The sequence below is a fragment of the Amycolatopsis speibonae genome, assembly GCF_042647925.1.
Classification (GTDB): Bacteria; Actinomycetota; Actinomycetes; order Mycobacteriales; family Pseudonocardiaceae; genus Amycolatopsis; species Amycolatopsis speibonae.
The window spans coordinates 126100-148508 of the sequence record NZ_JBHRWK010000029.1; the positions used below are offsets into that span (position 1 = coordinate 126100).

Genomic DNA, 22409 nt, shown 5'->3' on the forward strand with positions numbered 1-22409 from the left:
TACCCGGCACGGCCCATTGGCGCGGCGGGGAATTCGACCGGATCGGGAGCACGGCGGGGGACGGGGATGCGTGTCCATTCAGATAACTGGAGTTATCTCGATGGACACGTTCGAAGTAAAGGAGCTGCTCACTGCGAGCGTCAATGGGCCGGATGGCCTAGTGGTACGGGTGAAGATCATTTCACGGGGAATAAAATCCCTGTGTAGTAAGGATTTTCCCGCCGGTCGCGATATATGGCGACTTTCGTATGGTTTTCAGTCCGCCGGCCCGGAATCGGACATAGCGACCGCGCGTACACCGCGACGATAGGCCTCCGACGCTTCTTCGATTAATCCGCGAGCACGCAACGTGTCGCCCAAATGCAGAGAGGTGGCGACGAGTGCGCCGAGTAATTCCGAATTTTCCTGTGCGGTGGCGGCTTCTTCGAGCAACGCGGTCGCCTCGGGCAGATCGCCGCGGGCGCGGGCGATGAGTCCCAGTAACCGGAGAACCTCTGTCCTCGCTTCGATGTCGGGGGATCGATCCAGAAGCGGCCGGATTCCTTCGGCGAGTTCGGCGGCTTCGTCGAGTGCCCCTTGACGACGGCGGACGTCGGCGAGTTCGATCGTCGCGCCGAGCACGCCTTCGGCGGAACCGGCCTCGGCGAGGAGATCGCGGGCGAGCCGGAGTTCGGCGTGCGCCTCGTCGAGTTTGCCCAGCCGCCGCCACAGGAAGCCGCGCGCCCAGCGACTCCGGGCGGCGTCACGGTCGTAACCGATGGAGGTGAACAGCCGCAGTGCCCGCGAAAGGTCTTTCTCGGCCCTGTCGGCCAGACCGATCTGCTGCCACAATTGCGCGGCCTGCCGGTGGTAGCGCGCGGAGATGTCCTTGCGGTGGGCCGAAGCGAGGGTGCGCCTGCCTTCTTCGGCGGCCCGCCGGGCGCGGCGGAGGGCGCCCATTTCGACGAGCGGGTGGATCAACGCGGTCACCAGCGCCAGTTCGGCGTCGGGGTCGACGGGGCCGGCGGCACGGAGCCCGGCGAGCGCGGTTTCGACGAGGGCGACCGCGCCGCCGAGGTCGCCCGACTGCGCGCGGCAGGCCGCGACCCGGTTGACGATCATCGCCGAAAGTCGCGGCGAGGCGGCATCGGCGAGTTCCAACGCGTGCGCGAACCCCTTGGCCGCGGACGGGATGTCGTAGCGCTGCCACTGGACTTCGCCGAGATAGAACCGCGCGTGGCACTGGACTTCCGGTAGCCGGTACTCCGCCGCGCGCTGTTCCACCCGGGTGAATTCGCTTTCGGCGGCTTCGAGTCCGCCTTGCTGCAGCTCGCGATACGCGATTTCGAGCGCGTCGGTGAGTTCCCCGGCGGCGCCCGGCGGTCTGCCGAAGCGGAGTTCGTCGGCGGTCAGGCCGAGCCGTCGCGCCAGGTGGGACACCACGTCGTCCGAGGGCAGGCGGCGGCCTGCCTCGACCTTGGCGAGGAAGCCGCGGTCGTAGCGGGGCTCGGCGAGCTCGCGCTGGGTCAGCCCGCGCGCCCGGCGCAGCCGCCGGATCCGCGCGCCGAGTGGTTCTGCCCCGGTCGGCATGGACGGCACCAGGCCACGGTAGACGATTTCCCGCGGTTTCCGGGGCCGGCGGCCCAGGTGGGTGAGCAACGCGGTGAACGCGGGGGCAGGGACCACGAGAACCGGCCTGACCTCGGCGCGGCCACTGCGGTGGGATACCCGCCGACAGTGGTTCGGATCCGGTGACTTTCTCCCGGCGAATCGGACATATTGACGGCGAAGGTCCCGAAGGCTAGCGTCTTGCGCCATAAAAAGGAAACTTTCTTAACTAATTACGAGCGGGGCGCCGATGATGGTGAGTTCCTGGTCCCGGGCGGTGGCCGCGGTTTCGGCACTGGTCCTCGGGGGTTTGACGGTTCCGGCGGTTTCGGCCGCGGCGGCGGTGCGGGGTGAGGTCCGGGTCGACCAGGTCGGTTACGGCATCACCGAAACCAAGTACGCCTACCTCCTGTCCAGCGCGCCGGGTTCGTTCTCGGTGGTCGACGAACGCGGCTGGACCGTCCATCGTGGACGGACCGGTGCCTCGCTCGGCGCCTGGAACGCGAAGTACCCGGCGGTGTACCAGCTCGACCTGTCGAAGGTCTGGCTGCCGGGCAAGTACCGGATCGTGGTCAGCGGCGAGACCAAGGCGACGTCGCCGACGTTCCGGGTGGACACCAAGGACCGGCTCTTCACGCCGCTCGTCCGTGCCACCAACGAGTTCTTCCAGGCCCAGCGCGACGGCGACGACATCGTCCCCGGCCGCCTCGGCCGCAAGCCTTCGCATCTGGCCGACAAGCAGGCCACGGTCTACGACTGGCCGGTGTTCGTGGGCGAGGGCGGCGACGAGATCGCCGAACCGCTGAAGCCGATCGGCGGGCCGATCGACGTCGAAGGTGGCTGGGTCGACGCGGGCGACTTCGTCAAGTTCACCTCGAACACTGCGTATTCGCTGGCGGAACTGGGATACGTGCTTCGAGAGGGCTACGACCCGGTGCTGGCCAAGGAGGTCAAGCTCGGCCTCGACTGGCTCGACAAGATGTGGGACCAGCGGAACAAGACGCTCTACGCCCAGGTCGGGATCGGGACGGGCAGCGACAAGTTCGGCTTCCTCGGCGACCACGACGTCTGGCGCAACCCGCACGACGACGACGCGCTCGACGTGAAACCCGGTGACCCCGAGTACTTCGTCAAGCACCGGCCGGTGTTCCCGGCGAACCCCGGTGGCTCCGCGCTCAGCCCGAACCTCGCCGGCCGCGTCGCCGCCGCGTTCGCGCTCGGCGCGCAGGTCGAGGCTAGGCGGAACCCTTCGCTGGCAAAGAAGTACCTCGCCGAGGCCGCCTCGGTCTTCGCGCAGGCCAAGACCGAGAACGTCGGCGAACTGGTCACCGCGTTCCCGCACGCGTACTACCCGGAATCGTCCTGGCGGGACGACATGGAACTCGGCGCGACGCAGCTCGCCTTGGCGGGCAAGGCTTTGCGGGATCCGAGGTCCGGTGAGTGGACGCGGCAGGCGGCGCACTGGGCGAAGGCCTACATCGACCTCGAAGAGAAGAGCACGCTCAACCTGTACGACACCAGCGCGCTGGCGCACGCCGAACTGGCGAAACTCCTGCGGCACGGTGTCCCGGGCGCCGCGCTCGGCCCGAAGGAGCTGATCGGCGACCTCCGGCGTCAGCTCGACGAAGGTGTCGCGGGCGCGGCGAAGAGTCCTTTCCGGACGGCCGTTTCGGTCAAGGACTTCGACGCCGCCAGCAAGAGCTTCGGGTTCGCCGCGACCGAGCGGCTGTACGCGGACGTGACCGGTGACCGGCGGTACTCGGCGTTCGGTTCGCAGCAGCGGAACTTCACCCTCGGCGCGAACGCGTGGGGTGTCTCGCTGGTCGTCGGCGTCGGCACGACGTCGCCGAAGTGCCCGCACCACCAGGCCGCCAACCTGGCGGGTGAGGAGAAGGTGCTCTACGGCGCTGTCGTGAATGGACCGAACGGGGCGGAACACTTCGCGGACCTGCCGTTCCCGGCCGGGGCCAAGGAGTGCACGAAGCCGTACGACGCCTTCGACACGACCGAGTCCCGCTACACCGACGACCTGGCCTCGTGGCCGAGCAACGAGCCCGCCATCGACTTCACCTCGACGGCCATGCTCGCGTTCGCCCTGACAGGACGGTCCTAAACGCTTTCGCGGGGCCCGCTCTCACCGGGCGGGCTCCGCGTTCGCGTACCCGACAACTCCTGTTCGCGGCGATGCCGCCGCTCCGGACGGTGACGACGTCGTAGTCTTGGCGGGGTGAGTGAGACAAGCGAGTTCCCCGACGGCCAGTACCCGGAACGTCCGATCGAACGCCACAAGGGCCCGGTCGTACTGCGGCGGGACCGCCGTGACCAGGGCAGCACCACCGACCAGCGCCTGCTGGACTCGCGGGGGCCGAGCGACTGGGTGCACACCGACCCGTGGCGCGTGCTGCGGATCCAGGCGGAGTTCGTCGAGGGCTTCGGCGCGCTGGCCGAGGTGCCGCGCGCGGTGACGGTGTTCGGTTCGGCACGGACCAAACGGGACCACCCGGAGTACGAACTCGGCCGCAAGATCGGCGGCGCGCTCGCGAACGCGGGCTTCGCGGTGATGACCGGCGGCGGCCCCGGCGCGATGGAAGCGGTCAACCGCGGCGCCAACGAGGCGGGCGGGTTCTCCGTCGGCCTCGGCATCGAGCTGCCGTTCGAACAGGGCCTGAACCCGTGGGTCGACCTGGGCGTCAACTTCCGGTACTTCTTCGCCCGCAAGACGATGTTCATCAAGTACTCGCAGGCGTTCATCTGCCTGCCCGGCGGCTTCGGCACGCTCGACGAGCTGTTCGAGGCGCTCACCCTGGTGCAGACGAAGAAGGTCACGAAGTTCCCGGTCGTGCTCTTCGGCAGCGACTACTGGGGCGGCCTGTACGACTGGATCGCCAAGACGTTGCTCGCCGAGGGCAAAATCGGTGAGAAGGACCTCGACCTGCTGCACGTCACGGACGACATCGACGACGCCGTACAGGTCGTTCAGGAGTCGTACCAGGCATGGGAGGACACCCACTGATGGCGGCTCCACGCCGGGTGTGCGTCTTCTGCGGCTCGTCGATGGGCTTCGACCCGCGCTACGCCGATGAGGCCCGCGCGCTGGGAACCCTGCTGGCTTCGCGGGGGATCGGACTGGTCTACGGCGGCGCTTCGGTCGGGACCATGGGCGTGGTCGCCGATGCCGCGCTGGCCGCGGGCGGCGAGGTGATCGGCGTGATCCCGGAGGCGCTGGGCAGCGTCGAGATCGCGCACGCCGGCCTGACCGAACTGCACGTCGTCGCCGACATGCACCAGCGGAAGGCGAAGATGGCCGCGCTGTCCGACGGCTTCCTCGCGCTGCCCGGTGGTGCGGGGACGCTGGAGGAGCTGTTCGAGGTGTGGACGTGGGCCCAGCTCGGGCTGCACGAGAAGCCGATCGGGCTGGTCGACGTCGGCGGGTACTACGCGCCGCTGCTGAAGTTCGCCGACCACATGGTGTCGGAGGGCTTCCTGTCGGCTGGGTACCGGGACATGCTCTCGATCGACTCGGACGCTTCGGTGCTTCTGGACGGCTTCGCGGACTACGTGGCTCCTCCGCGTCCTAAGTGGGCTAAGTAGGGCCTCGGTCGCCCAACGCGCCCCACCACGGTCCAGCACGTGCAGCCTTCGTGACTGCTGGTGCGTGTGGCGATCCGCAAGTCCGTGAAGGCCTCCTTCCCTACCTTCAGGGTAGGCAAGGAGGCCTTCACGGACACTCCAGCGAACCTCGCAGCGAGCGCGCGGGCAGCCGGGGGAGCGGGGGACCTTTGCTATCGCCTCGGCACCGGAAGAGCGTCAGGCGGCACTCTGATCAGGGCGTTTGTGGTACGAGTCGACGTACTCCTGCCCCGAAAGCTCCAGGATCGCGTACATGATCTCGTCGGTCACCGAGCGCCGGATCGCCGGCGACGAGTCCTGCCCCTCGTATCGCGAGAAGTCCAGAGGCTCGCCGTAGGTGACCGTGATCTTCGCCCGCCGCGGGATCCGCTTCCCCTCGGGCTGCAGGCCTTCGGTGCCGGAAAGCGCGACGGGGACGACCTTCGCGCCGGTCGCCAGCGCCAGGGCCGCGACGCCGGTGTGGCCGCGGTGCAGCCGCCCGTCCAGCGAGCGGGTGCCCTCGGGGTAGATCGCGAAGGCGCCGCCCGCGTCGAGCACTTTCCGGGCCGCTTCGAGCGCGGCGAGACCGGCCTGCGCGTTGCCGCGTTCCACCGGGACGTAGCCGAGGCCGCCCAGGAAACCCGCCATCATCTTGCCCCGGAGGCCGCTGCCGGTGAAGTACTCCGCCTTGCCGAGGAACTTGACCGGCCGCATCGCCGTGAAAGTGATCACGCCGGTGTCCAGCGCCGCCCGGTGGTTGGGGGCGAGGAGTACCGGGCCGGTGGCGGGGATGTTCTCCACGCCGCGGATGTCGGGGCGGTACAGCGCCCTGACCAGCGGACCCAGCACGAAACGGACGAGCAGCGGTAGCAAGGTTCCTCCATCGACAAGGTGTCGGTCTCCAGCATGGCACGATCACTACTCATGAGTTGGTTCGAGCGGCGTACGTGGCAGAACCCCGGTTGGACGCTCGACGACATCGTCGCTGCGAAGGGTGACCGGACGGTTTCGGTCGTGCTACCGGCACTCGACGAAGAGGACACCGTCGCCGACGTCGTCGGCACGGTCCGGCCGTTGCTGGGCACGGTCGTCGACGAGCTGGTCGTGATGGATTCCGGCTCCACCGACGCGACCGCCGAGCTCGCCGAACGCGCCGGCGCGCGGGTGGTGCACCGTGAGGACGTGCTCCCCGGGCTGCCGCCGGTGCCGGGCAAGGGCGAGGTGCTGTGGCGGTCGCTGGCCGCGACGACGGGTGACGTCGTCGTGTTCCTCGACTCCGACCTCGTCGACCCCGACCCGGCGTTCGTGCCGACACTGCTCGGGCCGCTGCTCTGCGAACAAGGCGTGCACCTGGTCAAGGGCTTCTATCGGCGCCCGTTGCGGTTGGAGAGCAGCGGTGGCGGCCGGGTCACCGAGTTGCTGGCGCGACCAGTCCTCTCGGCGCTGCGCCCGTCGCTCTCGGGACTCATCCAGCCCCTGGGGGGCGAGTACGCCGCGACGCGCGAGTTCCTCGAGTCAGTGCCCTTCGCGGCCGGGTACGGCGTCGAGATCGGGCTCATCCTCGACGCCGAAGCGCGCTACGGCCTCGAAGGGCTCGCGCAGGTCAACCTCGGCGTACGCAAGCATCGCAACCGCTCGCTGCTTCAGCTGGGCGTGATGGCGCGTCAGATCCTCGGGACGGCGCTCGCGCGCTGCGGCGTCAAGTCCGACGACCCGGCCCAGCTCACCCAGTTCGCGCAAGTAGGTGACGAATGGCTGCCGGAGGTGGCCGAGGTGTCGATCAGCGACAGGCCGCCGATGCGGGAAGTACGAGGCTTAACCGAGTCGTAGGACCTCGTCGAAGCCCGCCACCTGCGACTCGCGATGGGTCACCAGGACGACGGTGCCGCGCGCGGCCGCGAGAACCTCCGCCAGGACGGCGTCGCCGTGCTCCGGGTCCAGTCCCTCGACGGGCTCGTCCAGCACGAGGACCGGCGGATCCGAGAGCACTGCTCTCGCGAGGATGAGCCGTTGACGCTGCCCGCCTGACAGCGCGTCGCCGTCAGAGCCGACCTCGCGGTCCAGCGGCAGGTCGAAACCGGCCGTTTCGCACGCCGAAAGCAGGTCGGCGTCCGAAGAGCCTGGCTTCGCGAGCAGCAGGTTCTCGCGGACCGTCGTGTGGAAGACGTGCGCGTCCGCGAGCGCGCCGGAAACCACCGACGGCAGCAGCGCCGGGTCGTACTCGTCGAGAGCGAGACCGTTGAGCGAAGCCCGGCCGGAAGTCGGCGCCACGGAACCGAGCAGGACGTTCAGCACCGTCGTCTTCCCCGCCCCGCTCGGCCCCAGGATCCCGATCCGCTTGCCCGGCGGCAGGTCCAGATCGACGCCGTCCAGCACCGGAGCCCGGCCTTCGAAGACCACGCCGACCCCCTCCAGTCGCAGGTGCCCCGGCTCGGGCACCGCTGTCCCGCGCGCGGGCGGCGGCTCGGCCAGCAGCGCCCGCACCCGGTCCGCCGACGCCCGGACCTCGACCCAGCGCTGCGCGGCCGCGGTCAGCGGGAGGACCAGCTCGAACACGGCCAGCGCGCCCAGGGACAGCGCCGCCGTCAGGGGCGGTGAAACCCCGGCGGTCAAAGCGATCGTGACGCAGGTCAGCAACTGGACGAGCATCCCGGCCGCGGTCAGCAGGCTGGTCCGGTTCGCCGTCACCCGGTCCCGGACGGCGAGCGCGTCGACAGCGGTGTGCGCGGCGTCCACAGTGGACTCGTGGACACCGTGGGCGATCAGCTCCCGGCGCCCGGTGATCAGCTCGACCGACCGTTCGGCGAGATCGGCCCGTGCCGGAGCGCTCTTCTCCGCCGCCGCCCGCGTGATCCGCACGCACAGCCACGGCAGCCCGATCCCCGCGACAGCGAGCCCGGCAGCGAGCACCACCCCGGCCAAGGGACTGATGACGAGCGCGACCGCGGTCGACACCGCGCCCACGAACGCGGCGACCCCGGCGGGCAGCAGGCAGCGCAGGATCGCGTCCTGCACGGCGTCCACATCGGACACCAGACGCGTGACGAGGTCGCCGCCGGAATGCCGGGAAACCCGATGCGGCAGCAATGACGTGTACACGCGGGTCCGCAAAGCGCCGAGATACCGCAGGACGACCTCGTGCCCGGCGAGCCGTTCCGCGTAGCGCAGCCCGCCGCGCAGCAGCGCCAGCGTCCGGACGGCGACGATCGCCACCGTGAGCGAAGCCAGCGGTGGCTGTTCGGCCGCCTTGAGCAGCAGCCACGCGGCGGTGGCCATCAGCGCCAGCCCGGCCAGCTCCGCGCCTGCCGCGATCAGCCCCGCGCGGACCAGCCGAACGACGTCCTTTGTGGACACACCCCAGACGTTCACACCAGTTCCCGTTCTCTCAAGGCGCCCTCGCGGACTTCGAGGACGCGGGTGGCCAGCTCGGCCATCGCGGGCCGGTGGGCCACCAGCACCGCGGTCCGGCCGGTGAGCAGTTCACGGGTCGCGCCGAGCACGGCCGCTTCGGTCCCCGCGTCGAGCCGCGCGGTCGGTTCGTCGAGCAGCGCCAGACCCGCTTCCCTGCGGGCCAGCGCCCTGGCGAGGCCGAGCCGTTGCCGCTGCCCGGCGGAAAGCGGCGCGCCCAGTTCCCCGATCCGCGTCCGGTAGCCGTCGGGAAGACCGCGCACGACCTCGTCGAACGCCGCCGCGCGGGCCGCCGTCTGCACGTCCGGCACTCCGCCCATGGCGATGTTCTCCTCGACGGTCCCGGTGAACAGCGTCGGCCGCTGCGGCACCCACGCCGTCCCGGCCCGCCACGCGGCCGGATCCAGTTCGCACAGGTCGACGCCGTCGACGAGGACCCTGCCCGACGTCGGCGTGACGAAGCCCAGCAGGACAGCCAGCAGCGTGCTCTTCCCGGAACCGCTGGGACCGACGAGCGCGACGTGCTCGCCCGCCTCGATCGTCAGGTCCACTTCGGACAGGACGACCTCGTCGCCGTACACGACGCTCACCTTCTCCAGCTCGATCCGCGGGGCACCTCGACGGGCCACTCGCGAACCGTGGACGATTTCCTCTGCAGGGACGGCCAGCACCTCCCTCAGCGTGGCGAGCCCTTCCGCGCTGGCGTGGAATTTCGCCCCGGCCGCCCGCAACGGCAGGTACGCCTCGGGGGCGAGCAGCAGCACCAGGACAGCGGTGTGCACGACCATTCCGCCTTCCAGCAGGCGGAAACCGATCGGTACCGCCACGAGCGCCACCGAGAGCGTCGCCACCAGTTCCAGCACCAGCGCGGACAGGAACGCGACCCGCAGCGTGCGCATCGTCGCGTCCGTATGCGCGTCCGCCATCGCCCGCACCGTCTTCGCCTGCGCCTCGGCGCGGCCGAACACCTTGAGCGTGCCGAGCCCGCGCACGACGTCGAGGAAATGCCCGCCCAGCTTGGAAAGCAGCTGCCACTGCTTGGCGGTCTTCGCCTTCGTGTGCTGCCCGACCAGGATCGCGAACACCGGGATCAGCGGCAGCGTCGCGGTGATGATCAGCGCCGACGACAGATCCGCGGCGAACAGCCGGACGACCACCGCGACCGGCACGATCGCCGACAGCACCAGCGTCGGCAGATAGCCGGTCAGGTAGGCGTCGCCCGCGTCGATCCCCTTGGTCACCAAGGTCGCGACCTCGCCGGGATTCTTCGCTTCCGCGCCGAGAAGTCGGTTGCGCAGCGTGGCTTTGACCGTCGCCGCGAACCGGCCGCCGAGGGAACCCTGGACGCCCGCGAGCGCCACCCGGACCGCGATCGCGGCCACGAGGGTCCAGGTCACGCCGCCGCCGGTGAGCAGCGTCGCGAGACCGTCCGCCTGCCCGAGGATCGCCGCGGCGGTCAGTGTTCCGAGGAGGCCCAGGACGCCGAAATGGCGCCGCAGTCCGGGAAGGGGTGGCATCACAGGCTCCTAGAAGTGCAGCAGCGAACTCTGGTCGACCCGGCCGTCGTGCCTGCGCCAGGTCACCCACTGCACGGCGGCGATCGCCACCAGAGCGGGCGGCAGGACGAAGGTGAGCAGGCCGAGCATCTCGGTGGTGGTGGCCGCTTCCGTCAGGCTCAGGGAGAACCCACCGTCCACAGAGGATGTCAGGGCGTCCGGCAGGCGCAGGGTCCCGACGGCCAGCACCGGCGACGCGGACAGGACCATCGTGGCGATCAGCGCCGCCTTGTGCCGCCCCGTACGCAGGGCCGCGGACGCGGCGCCCAACGCGCCGAACGCCAGCACGATCGCGGGCAGGACGGACCACGACGCGGTGGTCTCGAAGGCGCCCCAGACGACAGCCACCACCAGGAAAGCGAGTGCGGGCGCGAGCAGCGCCTTGGCGATCCGGTTCGCGCGGCCGGTGTATTCGGCTGGCGCCCGCACGGCCAGGAAAGCCGCGCCCTGCAAGGCGAACAGCGCGACGAACCCGGCACCCCAGAGCAGCGCGTACGGATCGAAGGCGGCGAGGACGTCACCGGCCGGCTTCCCGGAAGCGTCGAGCGGGAGCCCGAGGACGAGGTTGCCGAGGAACACGCCCCACGACACCGCCGTCACCCACGCGCCGACGGTGATCCCGAGCGTCCAAGCGCCGCGGCCCGCGTCCGGCCGCCTGCTGCGCAACTGCACCGCCGCGGTGAACGTGACCAGCCCGAGCAGCAGGGCGACGACCGGGAGGTACGCCCCGGAGAACACTTTCCCTTCCAGATGCGGGAAAGCGCCGAACAGGACGCCGACCGCGGCCACCAGCCAGACCTCGTTGGCCAGGAAGAACGGGCCGAAGGCGCCGAGCACACGCCGTCGCCCGGCCTCGTCACGGCTGAGCCTGCCGAGCAGCATCCCGACGCCGTAGTCGTAGCCTGCCAGCGCGAAATAGCCCGAGATCAGGAAACCGAGCACACACCACCAGAGGATCACCATCGGTCAGACTCCGCTCAGGACGGGAAGTTCGGCGCGAGGCGCGGGCGCCTCTTCTTCGGGTTCCGGGCCGCGTTTGGCGACCCGTGACATCAGCACCCAGTCGGCGATCGCGAGTGCCGCGAACAGCACCGTGAAAGCGATGAAGGAGAACAGGATCTGCCCCGCCGGGATCGACGCGACGGCGTCGGCGGTGGTCAGCCGGCCGCGGATCAGCCACGGCTGACGGCCGATCTCCCGCACCAGCCAGCCGGAGATCGCGGCGAAGAACGGCAGCGGGATCGCCGGCACCATCACGTACAGCAGCGGCCGCACCTTGGTGATCCAGTTCCGGAACAGCAGCAGCGTGCCGAGGATCGAGGCGAGGAAGGCGACGAACCCGATCTGGATCATGAGCCCCAGCGGGGCGCCGACCAGCGGTTCCGGCGTTTCGAGCTTGCCGGGGTGGTACTCCCCGAGCGGGCCGAACTGTGCGAAGCCGAAGCCGATCACCATCGTGCTGCCCACCAGCGAGGCGAGCACGCCGATCCGCATCGACCGCCGGAAGAACTCGATCTCCTCGGTGCGCTTGATGAAGTGATACGCGCTGACCCCGACCACGAAGAAGCCGCCGGTCATGAGCGCCGCGCTCAGCACGTGCGGCAGCGACATCGCCAGCGCCGGGTTGGTGAACAGCGCGCCGAAGTCGTCGAGCTTCAGCACGCCGTTCTCGGCATGGGTGCCGACCGGGTTCTGCAGGAACGAGTTCGCCACCATGATGAACAGCGCCGAGGCGTACGCGGTCAGCGTGACCAGCCAGATCAGCGTCAGGTGGACCCATTTGTTCAGCCTGCCGAAACCGAAGATCCACAGCCCCAGGAAGGTCGACTCGGCGAAGAACGCCACCAGCGTCTCGATGGCCAGCGGGGCGCCGAAGACGTCGCCCGCGACCGCGGACAGACCCGTCCAGGTCAGTCCGAACTGGAATTCCATCACGATTCCGGTGACGATTCCCAGCGCGTAATTGATCACGTACAGCTTGCCCCAGAAGCGAGTCATCCGCGTCAGTTCCGGCTTGCCGCCGAGTGCGGAGCGTGTCTGCATCACCGCGACGAGTGTCACGAGCCCCAGTGTGAGCAACACGAACAGGAAGTGGAACGAGGTCGTCGTCGCGAACTGGAGTCTCGCGATCGGGAGTGCGTCCATGCCGATGCACTGTATACGTAGGCTGGCTACATGTAGCCGCAAAATCTATGAAATCGGGGCGATCTCGGGGTAATTCCCTGAGGTGACCAGCGGAAAGTCCTGACTACCCTGGTGGGCGGCGATGTGTAGACTGTCTATCTATGAAGGCCGACAGCCTGCGCGGGCACCTCGACGCGTTGCTTCTCGCCGTCCTCGACGGCCGGAAGCTCCACGGGTACGCCATCATCGAGGCGCTCCAGCTCCGCAGTGACGGTGCGCTCGACCTGCCGACGGGCACCGTCTACCCGGCGCTTCGCCGGTTGGAGCGCGCCGGGTTCCTCGCCAGCGAATGGGACGTCGTGTCCGGCCGCAAACGTCGTACGTACAAGCTCACCCGCTCCGGGCAGAAGGCCCTGTCGGCGGAGCGGGCGGAGTGGCAGGAGTTCACCACCGTGATCGGTGGTGTCCTCGGGGGGAGCACCGCATGAGCGCGATCGAGGCCTACATAGGCGACCTGGACAGACGGTTGAGCGGGTCGGCGGGGGCGAAGGCCGATCTGCTCACCGAGGCGAAGGACGGCCTGACCGACGCGGCCGAGGCGTATCGCGAGGGCGGCGCCGAGAAAGCGGAAGCCGAACGCCGGGCCGTCGCGGACTTCGGTCCCGCCGCCGTGATCGCCCGCGAGTATCAGGCCGAACTGGCGTTGCGCGGCGACATCGGCACCCTGTGGAAGGTCATCGTCGGTGTCCCGCTGTTCCAGGTGGCCTGGGAACTGGCGCGGGTCTGGACCTACGGGGACTGGGGCAACCTGAACAAACCGACCCCGGACTGGTACTTCTCCGTCGTCGGACTGTCCGGCGTCTTCGTCGTGGTCTCGCCCGTGATCGGGGCGGCCGCGCTGCTGGGCACCCGTCTGCTGGGACGCAGGCTCGACGGCACGCGCCTGGCGGGCTTCGCGCGCTGGACCGTGGCGGCCGCGGCGATCGCGAACCTGGTGGCGATGCTCCTGCTCGCCCTCGGCACGGCGGTCCTCGACCCGGCCAGGATGAACATGAGCCTGCCGTGCAACGTGCTGGCCATCGGCTGGGCGGCGTTCAGCTTCTGGCTGCTCCAGCCCGCCTTCCGCGCCCGCTCCTTGAGCGCGGCATGAGCGCGATCGAGGCCTACGTCGGAGACCTGGACGGACGGCTGAGCGGGCCGGCCGGGGCGAAGACGGATCTGCTCACCGAGGCGAAGGACGGCTTGACCGACGCGGCCGAGGGCTATCGCGCGGGTGGCTTCGAGGAGGCGGAAGCCGAACGCCGGGCCGTCGCGGACTTCGGCCCGGTCGACCTGATCGCCCGCGACTACCAGGCCGAACTGGGGCTGCGGCGCGACATCCGCGTCCTGTGGGAGCTGATCGTCGGGGTCCCGCTGCTGATCCTCGCCTGGGATCTCGCGCGGGTCTTCAGCTCCGGCGGCTGGTCGCGGCTCGGTGAACCGCCGTCCTGGTACCACCGCGCGATCGGCACGGCCGACATCCTGGCCGCGCTGTCCCCGGGGGTCGCGATCGCCGGGCTGATCGTGGCACGGCTGCTTTCGCGGCGTCCGGACGGACCGCCCGCCGCCCGTGTGGTCTCGTGGTTCCTGGCCGGGGCCGTGGTGCTGAACCTGCTCGCGGTCGCGACCTACGGCGGCGCGACGGGGTTGCTGGAGCCTGCCCGCCTGATCGTCAGCGTGCCGTGCGCGGCCCTGTCCGGAACCTGGATCTTGTTCAGTACGCGGCTCACGGTCGTCGCGCGGAGTTGGAGAACCACGGCATGACGGTGATCGAGGCCTATCTCGGCGAGCTCCGCGCGCGGCTGGACGGCCCCGTGACTGCGAAGCGGGATCTGCTGCGCGAGGCACGGGACGGGCTCAACGACGCCGCCGACGCCTACCGCGACGGCGGCTGGAGCGAATACGACGCGCAACGGCGCGCCGTCGACGACTTCGGGCCGGTGCACCTGATCGCCCGCGACTATCAGGCCGAACTCGGGATGCACGCCGGGACCCGCACCCTCTGGAAACTGATCCTCGGCGTGCCGCTGATGCAGCTGGCCTGGGAGTTCGCCCGCAAATGGACCTTCGGCGACTGGTCGCAGCTCGCGCCGACCCCGGGTTGGTACCGGTACATCGCCCAGTTCACCCACGGTTCGGTGTTCATCGTGCCGGTGCTGGGGGTGTTCGCCCTCGTCTGCATGCGCTGGCTCTCCCGGCGGATGGACGGCGCCAAGCTGGTCAAGACCGCCGGCGTGCTGATCGGCGAGGCCGTCGGGCTGAACCTGCTTTCGGTGGCGCTGCTGGTGATCGCCACCGGGGTCCTCGACGCGTCGAGGCTGTTCCTGTCGGCGCCGTGCGGGATCCTGATGGTCCTCTGGGTGGTGCTGAGCGTGCGACTCGCGTTGCTGGCGCGACGATCGTGGCGTTCGTGTGCCACGATCGTGGCGTGACGACCGCCCTGATCTATCTCGTAGTCATGCTGCTGGTGGCCGCGGTGGTGTTTCTGCTGGCCGCCGTGGTGTTCGGCCGGGGTGAGGAGCTCGCCCCGCTGCCGCCCGGCAGTTCGCCGACCAGGCTGCCCGCCGAGGACATCACCGCCGAGGACGTCCACGCCGTCCGCTACCAGATGGTGCTGCGCGGCTACAAGATGTCCGAAGTGGACTGGGTGATGCGGCGGCTCGGCGTCGAGATCGAGGACCTGCGCGCCAAGGTGGCCGAGCTGGAGGCCGAGCGCGAGGGCGCCAGGTGACCGATGTCGTCGTCTCCGTCGACGTCGCGGTGCCGGCCGGGACGGCTTGGCTCGCCCTGACCGACTGGGAACGCCAGGGCGAATGGATGCTCGGCACCGAGGTCAAGGTCGTCGAGGGCAACGGGCGCAGCGTGGGCTCGAAGCTTTCGGCGTTCACCGGCGTCGCCGGGATCGGGTTCACCGACACCATGGAGATCACCAGCTGGGAGCCACCGCTGCGGTGCGTCGTGAAGCACCTCGGCAAGATCGTGCAGGGCACCGGGGTGTTCCAGGTGATCGAGAAGGGGCCGCATTCGTCGACGTTCGTCTGGGCGGAGCACCTGCGGCCGCCGTTCGGCGTCGTCGGGCGGCTCGGCTGGCCGGTCGCGAAACCGGGTTTCGAACTGGGACTGCGGCTGTGCCTGCAGAAATTCGTGAAGTACGCGGAGGGGTATCGGGTTGGCTGAGGCGGGTCTGCTGGGCACGGACGGGATCAAGCGGTGCTCATGGGGCAACTCGGCCCCGGACTACGTGGCGTACCACGACACCGAATGGGGCGTCCCGCTCCACGGTGACGAGGAGCTGTACGAGCGCTTGTGCCTGGAGTCGTTCCAGTCCGGGCTTTCCTGGATCACGATCCTGCGGAAGCGGGAGTCGTTCCGGAAGGCGTTCAAGAAGTTCAAGCCCAAGAAGGTCGCCGTCTTCACCGAGGACGACGTCGAACGGCTCATGCAGGACGCGTCGATCGTGCGGAACCGGGCGAAGATCCTGGCGGCGATCAACAACGCGCGGGCGATCTCGGAACTCGACGGCTCGCTCGACGACCTGCTGTGGTCGTTCGCGCCTTCTTCGCATGCCCGCCCGCGGCGGATGGCGGACGTCCCGGCGATCACCGACGAGTCGAAGGCGATGGCGAAGGAACTCAAGAAGCGCGGCTTCGTGTTCCTCGGGCCGACGACGTGCTACGCGCTGATGCAGGCGACGGGGATGGTCGACGACCACGTGAAGGACTGCTTCCGGGCGGCTTAGACCGCGTGGGCGTGGAGGTCTTCGGCCAGCCGTTCCAGCGTGCGATAGCTGCCGTCGAGCTCGATCTTCCGGAAGTTCCGCAGTTCGATCACGCAGCGCGTGGTGTAGGCGACGGGGATCAGGCCCGCCCAGAGGGAGCGGGTCTTGTACTCGACCGAGCGGACTTCGGGCCAGGTGATCGTGCCCAGGACCTTGCGCCCGTGGACGTCGGCGAAACCGCCGGTGAAGACGTAGATACCGCCGTCGAGGCGCCTTCGCGTGGAGACGCACCACGTGAGGAACAGCGGTGGCCACAGGAACAGCAGGATGCCCAGCGTCGCCGCCGGGTCGCTTTCCCGGATCCCCAGGACCAGCGCGCCCACGAGCGGCGCGAAGGCGAAGAAGGTGCCGACGGCGCCCGGGCGGCGTCGGTAGCGACGGACGTACTCGCCGAGACCGTGTTCCGCGGCTGTCGCCTTGAGGTGAGTGGGGATCACGGCGGGACGTTAGCCGCGGTGGTCCGGTACCGGTCCCCGGCTCGTGAGTGGTGAGGACGGTTCTAGTCACTCACGAGGCTCTATACCGCACACCACACACCGAGCCTCGTGAGTGGTAACTGTCGTTAGAACGACAGTTACCACTCACGAGGCCTCAAGCGCTACTTGCCCTGGAAGGTCGGCTTGCGCTTGCCCACGAAGGCTTCGACGGCCTCGGTGTGGTCGGCGGTCGCGCCCAGCGCGGACTGCGCGGCGTCCTCGGCGTCCAGCGCCTCTTCGAGCGAGGACTCGGCGGCGACGGACAGGACGTTCTTGATCTTCGCGTACGCGACCGTCGGGCCGGCGGCGAGCTTCGCGGCGACCTTCTGCGCGCGGGCGGCCAGTTCCTCGTCCGGGACGACCTCGCTGACCAGACCGAGCGTCAGCGCTTCGGCCGCGTCGACCGTGCGCGCCAGCAGCATCAGTTCGGCCGCGCGGCCGAGGCCGATCAGCCGCTGCAGCGTCCACGACGCGCCCGAATCCGGGCCGAGGCCGACGTTCGCGAACGCCATCAGGAAGTTCGCCGACGTCGCCGCGATCCGGAGGTCGCTCGCGTAGGCGAAGGCGGCGCCCGCGCCGGCCGCGGGGCCGTTCACCGCGGCGATGACCGGCTTCGGCATCCCGACGATGGTCTTGACGATCGGGTTGTAGTGCTCCTTGACCGTGTGTAGCGGCGCCGGGTCACCCGCCTGCAGGAGTCCGACGTGCTCCTTCAGATCCTGCCCGGCGCAGAACGCCTTGCCCGAACCGGTCAGGACGACCGCGCGGACACTGTCGTCGGCCGCGGCCTCGGTCAGGCCCGCCAGCAGCAGTTCCTTGAGTTCGACGGTCAGCGAGTTGTACGCCTGGGGCCGGTTCAGCGTGAAGGTGCGCACGCCATCGGCGTCGGCGGTCAGCAGAACGTCGGATGTGGTCACGGGATCTCCTAGTCGGCGAAACTGCGGTCTGAGAGGAAGTCTTTCAGCCTCGCGAGCCGCATACCAGCACCGATACGGCGGCAAAAGATCGGTCCGCGTTCGCGCTCGGCCGCTGATGAGGGACAATGGACAGTAGACCCGGCTGGCTTTGACGAGCGCGACCCGGGCGCGCCGGTTGAGACGGAGGGAGCACGCTATGGCGGCCATGAAGCCCCGGACCGGAGATGGTCCCCTCGAAGTGACTAAGGAGGGGCGGGGCCTCGTGATGCGCGTACCACTGGAAGGTGGTGGGCGCCTCGTCGTCGAACTCTCCGCGGAAGAAGCGAAGGATCTCGGCGCGGCCTTGCAGGAGGTCACCGGCTGAGCCGGACCGCACCAACGTTCAACCACCCGCACCCCGGTCTCCCTTCGGAGGCCGGGGTCGCGGTTCATCTGCGCCCGGAGGTCGCTCACTGTGCGTAACCCGCTACCCCCCGTTCCGGGGAAGCTGCTCGAACTCGAGGTCTCGGACGACCTGCGGCGCGGTACGCCGCTGGCCACGCTGATCGCGGTGCCGTCCGAAGAGGACGGTGACGCCGGACTCGCGGAGATCGGCGGCGTGCGGCCCTCCGGCAAGGCCGGCGACGTGCGGACCGTGCCGACCGGCCGCACCCGCTGGCTGGCAGGCGTCGGCGACGGCGAACCGCGGCAGTACCGCAAGGCCGGTGCCGCGCTGGTCCGCGCCGTCTCGGCGGCGCTGGACGAAGACGTCAAGGCGGGGCAGAAGGCGTTCCGCACCTTCGCTGTCGAACTGCCCGAAGACGCGGGCGCCGAGCACATCGAGGAGCTCGCGTTCGGGCTGCTGCTCGGCGGCTACCGGTTCACGGTGACGGCCGAGGAGCCGAAGCCGGGCCTGCGGGCCGTGCGGTTGCTCACTCGCTACGAACGCGCCGTGCCCGCGTACGAGAAGGCGCTGGAGCGGATTCGCGAACTCGCCGCGGCCACCGTGTTCGCGCGCGACCTGGCGAACACGCCGTCGAACATCAAGACCCCCGCCTGGCTCGCCGACACCGCCGCGCGCGTTTCCGGCGGCATCCCGAACCTGACCGTGACTGCCAGGGACGAGAAGTGGCTGGCCGAGCAGGGCTTCGGCGGCGTCCTCGCCGTCGGTGGCGGTTCGGCCGCGCCGCCGCGGCTGATCGAGCTGGAGTACCGGCCGCGCGGGGCGGCGACGCATCTGCTGCTGGTCGGCAAGGGCATCACCTTCGACACCGGCGGCCTTTCGATCAAACCGGCCGACGGCATGCACCTCATGCGCACCGACATGGCGGGCGGCGCGGCGGTCATCGCCGCCGTCCGCGCGATCGCCGCGCTGCGCCTGCCGGTCAAGGTGACCGGGCTGGTGCCCGCCGCCGAGAACCACGTGTCCGGTTCGTCGTACCGGCCCGGCGACATCGTCCGGCACTACGGCGGCAAGACGACCGAAGTGGGCAACACCGACGCCGAGGGCCGCATGGTCCTGGCCGACGCGCTCGCCTACGGCATCAAGAAGCACAAGCCGGACGCCGTGATCGACGCGGCGACGCTGACCGGCGCCATGAAGGTCTCGCTCGGCGTCCGGACCGGCGGCGTTTTCGCCACCGACGACGCGCTCGCGGAGCGGGTCACGAAGGCGGGCGAGCTGGTCGGCGAAGCGTGGTGGCGGATGCCGCTGCTGGAGGACCTGGCCGAGACCGTGCAGGGTTCGCTCGGCGACATCCGGCAGGCGCCCGGCGGCCCCGGCGGCATCGTCGCGGCGCTGTTCCTGCGGGAGTTCGTCGGCGACGTGCCGTGGGCGCATCTCGACATCGCCGGCCCCGCGCGGGCCGACAAGACCTACGCCGACGTCGTGCCGGGAGCCACCGGTTTCGCGGCGCGGACGCTGGTCGAACTGGTCGCCTCCTACGCCTGACCAGCGGTTACCTGCGGGGCGGGAGCAAGGGACCTTTGCTATCGCCCCGCGGGCTCACCGTGGGCATGGGCTGGGTCGGCGCGTCACCGGCATGGGCGGTGAGCCGGCGGGCGAGCTTGGTCGCGGGGCCTGACAGGTACCGGAACACGAGCCACGCCGTCACAGCGCCGAGGACGAGTCCGGTGAGAACGTCGTGCGGGTAATGCGCGCCGACGAAGACCCGCGAGAAGCCCATCAGCAGCGCGCCCGGGAGTACCCATGGCGCGAGTCGCCGCCAAGCGAGTGCCAGTCCGACGGCGGCCGCCGCCGCGATCGTGGAGTGGTTGCTCGGGAAGGACCAGTCGCCGGTCGGCGGGCACGCGACGAGCGTGACGAGGTGCCGGCACGGCCGGTCTTCCTGGATCACGCCCTTCACCGCTTCGCTGATCAGGTACGCGATCGCGGTCGCGGCGGGCGGCAGCAGGGCCGCTGCCAGCCGGACGGGCGAAGCGCGGGCCCGCCAGATCATCCACACGAAGAGCGCGGCGAAGGCGAGCAGTCCTGCTTCGGTGAACAGGACGCCGACCGCCTGGAGCCAACCAGGGCTCGCGCCCGCCAACCCCACGATGTCGTCGTACATTCACCCGAAGTTAGCGAAGAACACGGGTCCGCCGCAGTGGACGAACGGTAGGGATCGCCCCTGACGATCGTCACCAATGGTGCGCGCGAACCCGCTCCCGGAACCGCAGGACCGCGGGCGGCAGGACGACGTCCTTGCGCCACGCCAGCCCGATGGTCCGCCCGACCGGCGGCACCAGCGGGACTTCGGCGACACCCGCCGGGCTGCCGGGTTCGAACCGGGGGAGCAGCGCCACCCCGAGCCCGGCCGCGACGAGCCCGCGGACGGTGTCGGACTCCTGGCCCTCGAAGGCGATCTTCGGTTCGAAGCCGGCCGCGGCGCACAGTTCGTCGGTGATGGTGCGGAGGCCGTAGCCGGTCTCGAGGAGGACGAATTCCTCGTCCTCGAGATCTTCGATGGCGGCGCTGGGCCGGTCGGCGAGGCGATGTGACGTCGGGACGGAGAGAAAGATCTCCTGCTCGGCGAGCACTGCGGTGTCGAGCAGCGGGTCGTCGACGGGTGCGGGCGCGAGCAGCGCGAGGTCGAGTTCGCCGCTGGTCAGCCTGTCGACCATGTCCTGCCGTGAGCCCTGGATCAGGGTGAACCGGACTCCCGGATGGTCCGCGCGGTAGCCGCGCAGCAGAGTGGGGACCAGCGACCGGCCGAGCAGATGCAGGAAGCCGAGGACGACGTGCCCGGATCCGGGGTCGACCTCTTCGCGGGCTTGGCGGACTCCGGCGTCGACGGCGGCGAGAGCGCGTTCGGCGGCGTCGGCCAGCAGTTCGGCGGCCCGGGTGAGCCGGATGCCGCGGCCGTCGGGGACCGTCAAAGGGGCGCCGAGGGCCTCGCCGAGCGCCGAGATCCGGCGGCTCACCGTGGGCTGGGGGACGCCGAGCAGTTCGGCCGCGCGTGTGACGTTCGTCGTGCGGCGGAGTGCGGTGAGCAGCGCGAGCTGGGGGGCTAGCTGGGCGGTCATCCTTTCATTCAGCACGGTATCGATTGTGGCAGATGATCGTATTAGACGTATTGGTTAGCCAGGCTTAGCTTCAGGATCGTGTCTGCCACCGGAACCACCCGCCGGGTGACGATCGCCGTCGCCGCGGCCGGGATCTCCTCGTTCGCCCTGCTCTACGCGCCGCAGTCGGTGCTGCCGCAGCTGGCCGAGCAGTACCACCTCGACCCTGGTGGCGCTTCGCTCGCGGTGAGCGTCGCGACCGGCGCGCTCGCGATCGCCGTGCTGCCGATCGCGGCGCTTTCCGAGGTCGTGGGACGGCGTCCGGTGATCATCGCCTCGGTGGTCGCGTCGGTCGTGTTCGGTTTCCTGCTGCCGCTGGCGCCAAGCTATCCGGCGCTGCTCGTGCTGCGGGCGCTGCAGGGGGTCGCCATCGCGGGGTTCCCCGGAGTGGCCGCGGCCTACCTCGCGGAACGGCTGGGCAAGGCCGGGCTCGCGGCGGCGGTGGGCGCGATGATCGCCGGGAACACCGTCGGCGGCATGATCGGGCGGCTCGCGACCGGGTTCACCGCCGGTCCGTTCGGCTACCACGGCGCGCTGATCGTCGTCGCGGTGATCGGGCTGGTCTGCGCGGTGGTCACGGTGCTGGCCCTGCCGCCGGGGGAGCAAGGGACCTTTGCTCTCACTTCAGCGGATCGTCGCAGGTCAGAGCGGTTGCGCGAGCAGGGTCGAGCGGTGCTGGCGGGCCTCGGCGCGGCGGTGCGGAAGCCGGTCCTGCTGGTCCAGTACGCGGTCGCGCTGCTGGCGATGGGCTCGTTCGTCGCGCTGTACAACGCCGCCGGATTCCGCCTGACCGGGGAGCCGCTGAACCTCTCGCCCGCGATCGCGTCGCTCGTCTTCCTCGCCTACGCGATGGGCTCGGTCTCGTCGGCGACCGCGGGCAAGCTCGTCGGCCGGTTCGGCCGTCGCCGGTCACTCACCGGCGCGTTGCTGCTCACGATCGTCGGTGCCGCGCTGACGCTGTCCGACTCGCTGCCCATGGTCATCGCCGGGTTCGTGGTGCTGACCGGCGGGTTCTTCGCCGCGCACGCCGTCGCCAACGGCTGGGCCGCCGCGGAGGCGCCCGAGAACGCTCGAGGCCAGGTCGGCGGGCTCTACACGCTTTCGTACTACCTCGGCAGCAGCATCGGCGGCGCCGTCGGCGCGACCGTCTACGGACATTCGGGCTGGACCTGGCTGATCGTGCTCACCGCGTGCTGGCTGGCCCTCGCCGCTGTCGCCGTGGTCACGGTGGTCCCCAAGTCCGTGAAGGCCTCCTTCCCTACCCTCAAAGTCAATGCCAGGAACTTAAGGGCTGGCGTTGATCACGGTTTGAGGGTGGTGGGCGTGGTGGCCTGAGAGGGCAACGAGGCTCGGGCTAGGACTGGTGATTGTC

At 69.9% G+C, this 22409-nt stretch carries 24 protein-coding genes; 14 read left to right on the forward strand and 10 right to left on the reverse strand.

Annotation, left to right across the window (positions count from 1 at the left end):
- Nucleotides 1-255: 255 nt before the first annotated feature.
- Entirely contained in the window at nucleotides 256-1569 is a 1314-nt protein-coding gene (locus ACFOSH_RS21675) for a helix-turn-helix domain-containing protein (protein ID WP_378240840.1), read from the reverse strand.
- A gap of 268 nt (nucleotides 1570-1837) precedes the next feature.
- Here ACFOSH_RS21675 and ACFOSH_RS21680 point away from each other — a divergent pair, with 268 nt between their 5' ends.
- The 3 genes from ACFOSH_RS21680 (at nucleotide 1838) to ACFOSH_RS21690 (ending at nucleotide 5178) form a co-directional block, all read left to right on the forward strand.
- Nucleotides 1838-3700 carry a glycoside hydrolase family 9 protein gene (locus tag ACFOSH_RS21680; protein ID WP_378240841.1) on the forward strand — a complete coding sequence of 621 codons (1863 nt, stop codon included), beginning with the start codon at nucleotides 1838-1840 and terminating at the stop codon, nucleotides 3698-3700.
- A gap of 114 nt (nucleotides 3701-3814) precedes the next feature.
- On the forward strand, nucleotides 3815-4600 hold the full coding sequence (locus ACFOSH_RS21685; RefSeq protein ID WP_378240842.1) for an LOG family protein: 786 nt from the start codon (nucleotides 3815-3817) through the stop codon (nucleotides 4598-4600).
- Nucleotides 4600-5178, forward strand: coding sequence for an LOG family protein (locus ACFOSH_RS21690; protein WP_378240843.1), 579 nt, complete (start codon nucleotides 4600-4602; stop codon nucleotides 5176-5178). The genes ACFOSH_RS21685 and ACFOSH_RS21690 overlap by 1 nt, the downstream gene beginning before the upstream one ends.
- Nucleotides 5179-5394: 216 nt before the next feature.
- Here ACFOSH_RS21690 and ACFOSH_RS21695 read toward each other — a convergent pair whose 3' ends face one another.
- Nucleotides 5395-6069 (reverse strand): lysophospholipid acyltransferase family protein, encoded by a 675-nt coding sequence (locus ACFOSH_RS21695; protein ID WP_378240844.1) that lies wholly within the window; start codon nucleotides 6067-6069, stop codon nucleotides 5395-5397.
- A 51-nt stretch (nucleotides 6070-6120) separates the two neighbouring features.
- Here ACFOSH_RS21695 and ACFOSH_RS21700 point away from each other — a divergent pair, with 51 nt between their 5' ends.
- Nucleotides 6121-7026: a glucosyl-3-phosphoglycerate synthase gene (locus ACFOSH_RS21700; protein ID WP_378240845.1), complete on the forward strand. Its 906-nt coding sequence runs from the start codon at nucleotides 6121-6123 to the stop codon at nucleotides 7024-7026.
- Here ACFOSH_RS21700 and cydC read toward each other — a convergent pair.
- From cydC to ACFOSH_RS21720, 4 genes are read right to left on the reverse strand one after another with little or no spacing between them, the layout of a single operon-like run.
- Nucleotides 7012-8565: a thiol reductant ABC exporter subunit CydC gene (gene cydC / locus ACFOSH_RS21705; protein WP_378240846.1), complete on the reverse strand. Its 1554-nt coding sequence runs from the start codon at nucleotides 8563-8565 to the stop codon at nucleotides 7012-7014. The genes ACFOSH_RS21700 and cydC overlap by 15 nt on opposite strands.
- Nucleotides 8562-10121, reverse strand: coding sequence for a thiol reductant ABC exporter subunit CydD (gene cydD, locus ACFOSH_RS21710; protein ID WP_378240847.1), 1560 nt, complete (start codon nucleotides 10119-10121; stop codon nucleotides 8562-8564). Before cydD ends, cydC begins: the two co-directional genes overlap by 4 nt.
- A 9-nt stretch (nucleotides 10122-10130) precedes the next feature.
- Complete coding sequence (locus ACFOSH_RS21715; RefSeq protein WP_378240848.1) at nucleotides 10131-11123, reverse strand: cytochrome d ubiquinol oxidase subunit II; 993 nt, start codon at nucleotides 11121-11123, stop codon at nucleotides 10131-10133.
- Between the two features lie 3 nt (nucleotides 11124-11126).
- Nucleotides 11127-12305: a cytochrome ubiquinol oxidase subunit I gene (locus tag ACFOSH_RS21720; protein ID WP_378240849.1), complete on the reverse strand. Its 1179-nt coding sequence runs from the start codon at nucleotides 12303-12305 to the stop codon at nucleotides 11127-11129.
- 140 nt (nucleotides 12306-12445) lie between these two features.
- Between ACFOSH_RS21720 and ACFOSH_RS21725 the strand changes: the two genes are divergently transcribed.
- From ACFOSH_RS21725 to ACFOSH_RS21755, 7 genes are read left to right on the forward strand one after another with little or no spacing between them, the layout of a single operon-like run.
- On the forward strand, nucleotides 12446-12772 hold the full coding sequence (locus ACFOSH_RS21725) for a helix-turn-helix transcriptional regulator (RefSeq protein WP_378240850.1): 327 nt from the start codon (nucleotides 12446-12448) through the stop codon (nucleotides 12770-12772).
- Nucleotides 12769-13434: a permease prefix domain 1-containing protein gene (locus ACFOSH_RS21730; protein WP_378240851.1), complete on the forward strand. Its 666-nt coding sequence runs from the start codon at nucleotides 12769-12771 to the stop codon at nucleotides 13432-13434. The genes ACFOSH_RS21725 and ACFOSH_RS21730 overlap by 4 nt, the downstream gene beginning before the upstream one ends.
- Nucleotides 13431-14087 carry a permease prefix domain 1-containing protein gene (locus ACFOSH_RS21735; protein WP_378240852.1) on the forward strand — a complete coding sequence of 219 codons (657 nt, stop codon included), beginning with the start codon at nucleotides 13431-13433 and terminating at the stop codon, nucleotides 14085-14087. The genes ACFOSH_RS21730 and ACFOSH_RS21735 overlap by 4 nt, the downstream gene beginning before the upstream one ends.
- On the forward strand, nucleotides 14084-14755 hold the full coding sequence (locus ACFOSH_RS21740) for a permease prefix domain 1-containing protein (protein WP_378240853.1): 672 nt from the start codon (nucleotides 14084-14086) through the stop codon (nucleotides 14753-14755). The genes ACFOSH_RS21735 and ACFOSH_RS21740 overlap by 4 nt, the downstream gene beginning before the upstream one ends.
- Nucleotides 14752-15054 carry a DivIVA domain-containing protein gene (locus tag ACFOSH_RS21745; RefSeq protein ID WP_378240854.1) on the forward strand — a complete coding sequence of 101 codons (303 nt, stop codon included), beginning with the start codon at nucleotides 14752-14754 and terminating at the stop codon, nucleotides 15052-15054. The genes ACFOSH_RS21740 and ACFOSH_RS21745 overlap by 4 nt, the downstream gene beginning before the upstream one ends.
- Entirely contained in the window at nucleotides 15051-15500 is a 450-nt protein-coding gene (locus ACFOSH_RS21750) for an SRPBCC family protein (protein WP_184899647.1), read from the forward strand. Before ACFOSH_RS21745 ends, ACFOSH_RS21750 begins: the two co-directional genes overlap by 4 nt.
- The gene (locus ACFOSH_RS21755) at nucleotides 15493-16062 is read left to right on the forward strand and encodes a DNA-3-methyladenine glycosylase I (protein ID WP_378240855.1); all 570 of its coding nucleotides are present in this window, start codon (nucleotides 15493-15495) and stop codon (nucleotides 16060-16062) included. The genes ACFOSH_RS21750 and ACFOSH_RS21755 overlap by 8 nt, the downstream gene beginning before the upstream one ends.
- On the opposite strand, the gene ACFOSH_RS21760 is transcribed toward ACFOSH_RS21755, so the two are convergent.
- Nucleotides 16059-16538 carry a hypothetical protein gene (locus ACFOSH_RS21760; protein WP_378240856.1) on the reverse strand — a complete coding sequence of 160 codons (480 nt, stop codon included), beginning with the start codon at nucleotides 16536-16538 and terminating at the stop codon, nucleotides 16059-16061. The two genes, ACFOSH_RS21755 and ACFOSH_RS21760, sit on opposite strands and share 4 nt — an antisense overlap.
- A 161-nt stretch (nucleotides 16539-16699) precedes the next feature.
- On the reverse strand, nucleotides 16700-17494 hold the full coding sequence (locus tag ACFOSH_RS21765; RefSeq protein ID WP_005155394.1) for an enoyl-CoA hydratase/isomerase family protein: 795 nt from the start codon (nucleotides 17492-17494) through the stop codon (nucleotides 16700-16702).
- Nucleotides 17495-17690: 196 nt separating this feature from the next.
- On the opposite strand from ACFOSH_RS21765, the gene ACFOSH_RS21770 reads away from it, so the two are divergent.
- Nucleotides 17691-17858 carry a DUF3117 domain-containing protein gene (locus ACFOSH_RS21770; RefSeq protein ID WP_005155393.1) on the forward strand — a complete coding sequence of 56 codons (168 nt, stop codon included), beginning with the start codon at nucleotides 17691-17693 and terminating at the stop codon, nucleotides 17856-17858.
- Between the two features lie 90 nt (nucleotides 17859-17948).
- Complete coding sequence (locus tag ACFOSH_RS21775) at nucleotides 17949-19424, forward strand: leucyl aminopeptidase family protein (RefSeq protein ID WP_378240857.1); 1476 nt, start codon at nucleotides 17949-17951, stop codon at nucleotides 19422-19424.
- Between the two features lie 7 nt (nucleotides 19425-19431).
- On the opposite strand, the gene ACFOSH_RS21780 is transcribed toward ACFOSH_RS21775, so the two are convergent.
- Both ACFOSH_RS21780 and ACFOSH_RS21785 read right to left on the reverse strand, forming a co-directional pair.
- Entirely contained in the window at nucleotides 19432-20043 is a 612-nt protein-coding gene (locus tag ACFOSH_RS21780) for a phosphatase PAP2 family protein (RefSeq protein ID WP_378240858.1), read from the reverse strand.
- 70 nt (nucleotides 20044-20113) lie between these two features.
- On the reverse strand, nucleotides 20114-20998 hold the full coding sequence (locus tag ACFOSH_RS21785; protein WP_378240870.1) for a LysR family transcriptional regulator: 885 nt from the start codon (nucleotides 20996-20998) through the stop codon (nucleotides 20114-20116).
- A 105-nt stretch (nucleotides 20999-21103) separates the two neighbouring features.
- Between ACFOSH_RS21785 and ACFOSH_RS21790 the strand changes: the two genes are divergently transcribed.
- Nucleotides 21104-22372, forward strand: a complete 1269-nt coding sequence (locus ACFOSH_RS21790; protein WP_378240871.1) for an MFS transporter — start codon at nucleotides 21104-21106, stop codon at nucleotides 22370-22372.
- Nucleotides 22373-22409 lie beyond the last annotated feature (37 nt).

Coding starts and splice junctions, on each gene's coding strand:
- ACFOSH_RS21675 (WP_378240840.1), bottom strand. CDS start 1,569: ATGCCGACCGGGGCAGAACCACTCGGCGCGCGGATCCGGCGGCTGCGC.
- ACFOSH_RS21680 (WP_378240841.1), top strand. CDS start 1,838: ATGATGGTGAGTTCCTGGTCCCGGGCGGTGGCCGCGGTTTCGGCACTG.
- ACFOSH_RS21690 (WP_378240843.1), top strand. CDS start 4,600: ATGGCGGCTCCACGCCGGGTGTGCGTCTTCTGCGGCTCGTCGATGGGC.
- ACFOSH_RS21700 (WP_378240845.1), top strand. CDS start 6,121: ATGAGTTGGTTCGAGCGGCGTACGTGGCAGAACCCCGGTTGGACGCTC.
- cydD (WP_378240847.1), bottom strand. CDS start 10,121: ATGCCACCCCTTCCCGGACTGCGGCGCCATTTCGGCGTCCTGGGCCTC.
- ACFOSH_RS21715 (WP_378240848.1), bottom strand. CDS start 11,123: ATGGTGATCCTCTGGTGGTGTGTGCTCGGTTTCCTGATCTCGGGCTAT.
- ACFOSH_RS21720 (WP_378240849.1), bottom strand. CDS start 12,305: ATGGACGCACTCCCGATCGCGAGACTCCAGTTCGCGACGACGACCTCG.
- ACFOSH_RS21725 (WP_378240850.1), top strand. CDS start 12,446: ATGAAGGCCGACAGCCTGCGCGGGCACCTCGACGCGTTGCTTCTCGCC.
- ACFOSH_RS21730 (WP_378240851.1), top strand. CDS start 12,769: ATGAGCGCGATCGAGGCCTACATAGGCGACCTGGACAGACGGTTGAGC.
- ACFOSH_RS21735 (WP_378240852.1), top strand. CDS start 13,431: ATGAGCGCGATCGAGGCCTACGTCGGAGACCTGGACGGACGGCTGAGC.
- ACFOSH_RS21740 (WP_378240853.1), top strand. CDS start 14,084: ATGACGGTGATCGAGGCCTATCTCGGCGAGCTCCGCGCGCGGCTGGAC.
- ACFOSH_RS21770 (WP_005155393.1), top strand. CDS start 17,691: ATGGCGGCCATGAAGCCCCGGACCGGAGATGGTCCCCTCGAAGTGACT.
- ACFOSH_RS21780 (WP_378240858.1), bottom strand. CDS start 20,043: ATGTACGACGACATCGTGGGGTTGGCGGGCGCGAGCCCTGGTTGGCTC.
- ACFOSH_RS21785 (WP_378240870.1), bottom strand. CDS start 20,998: ATGACCGCCCAGCTAGCCCCCCAGCTCGCGCTGCTCACCGCACTCCGC.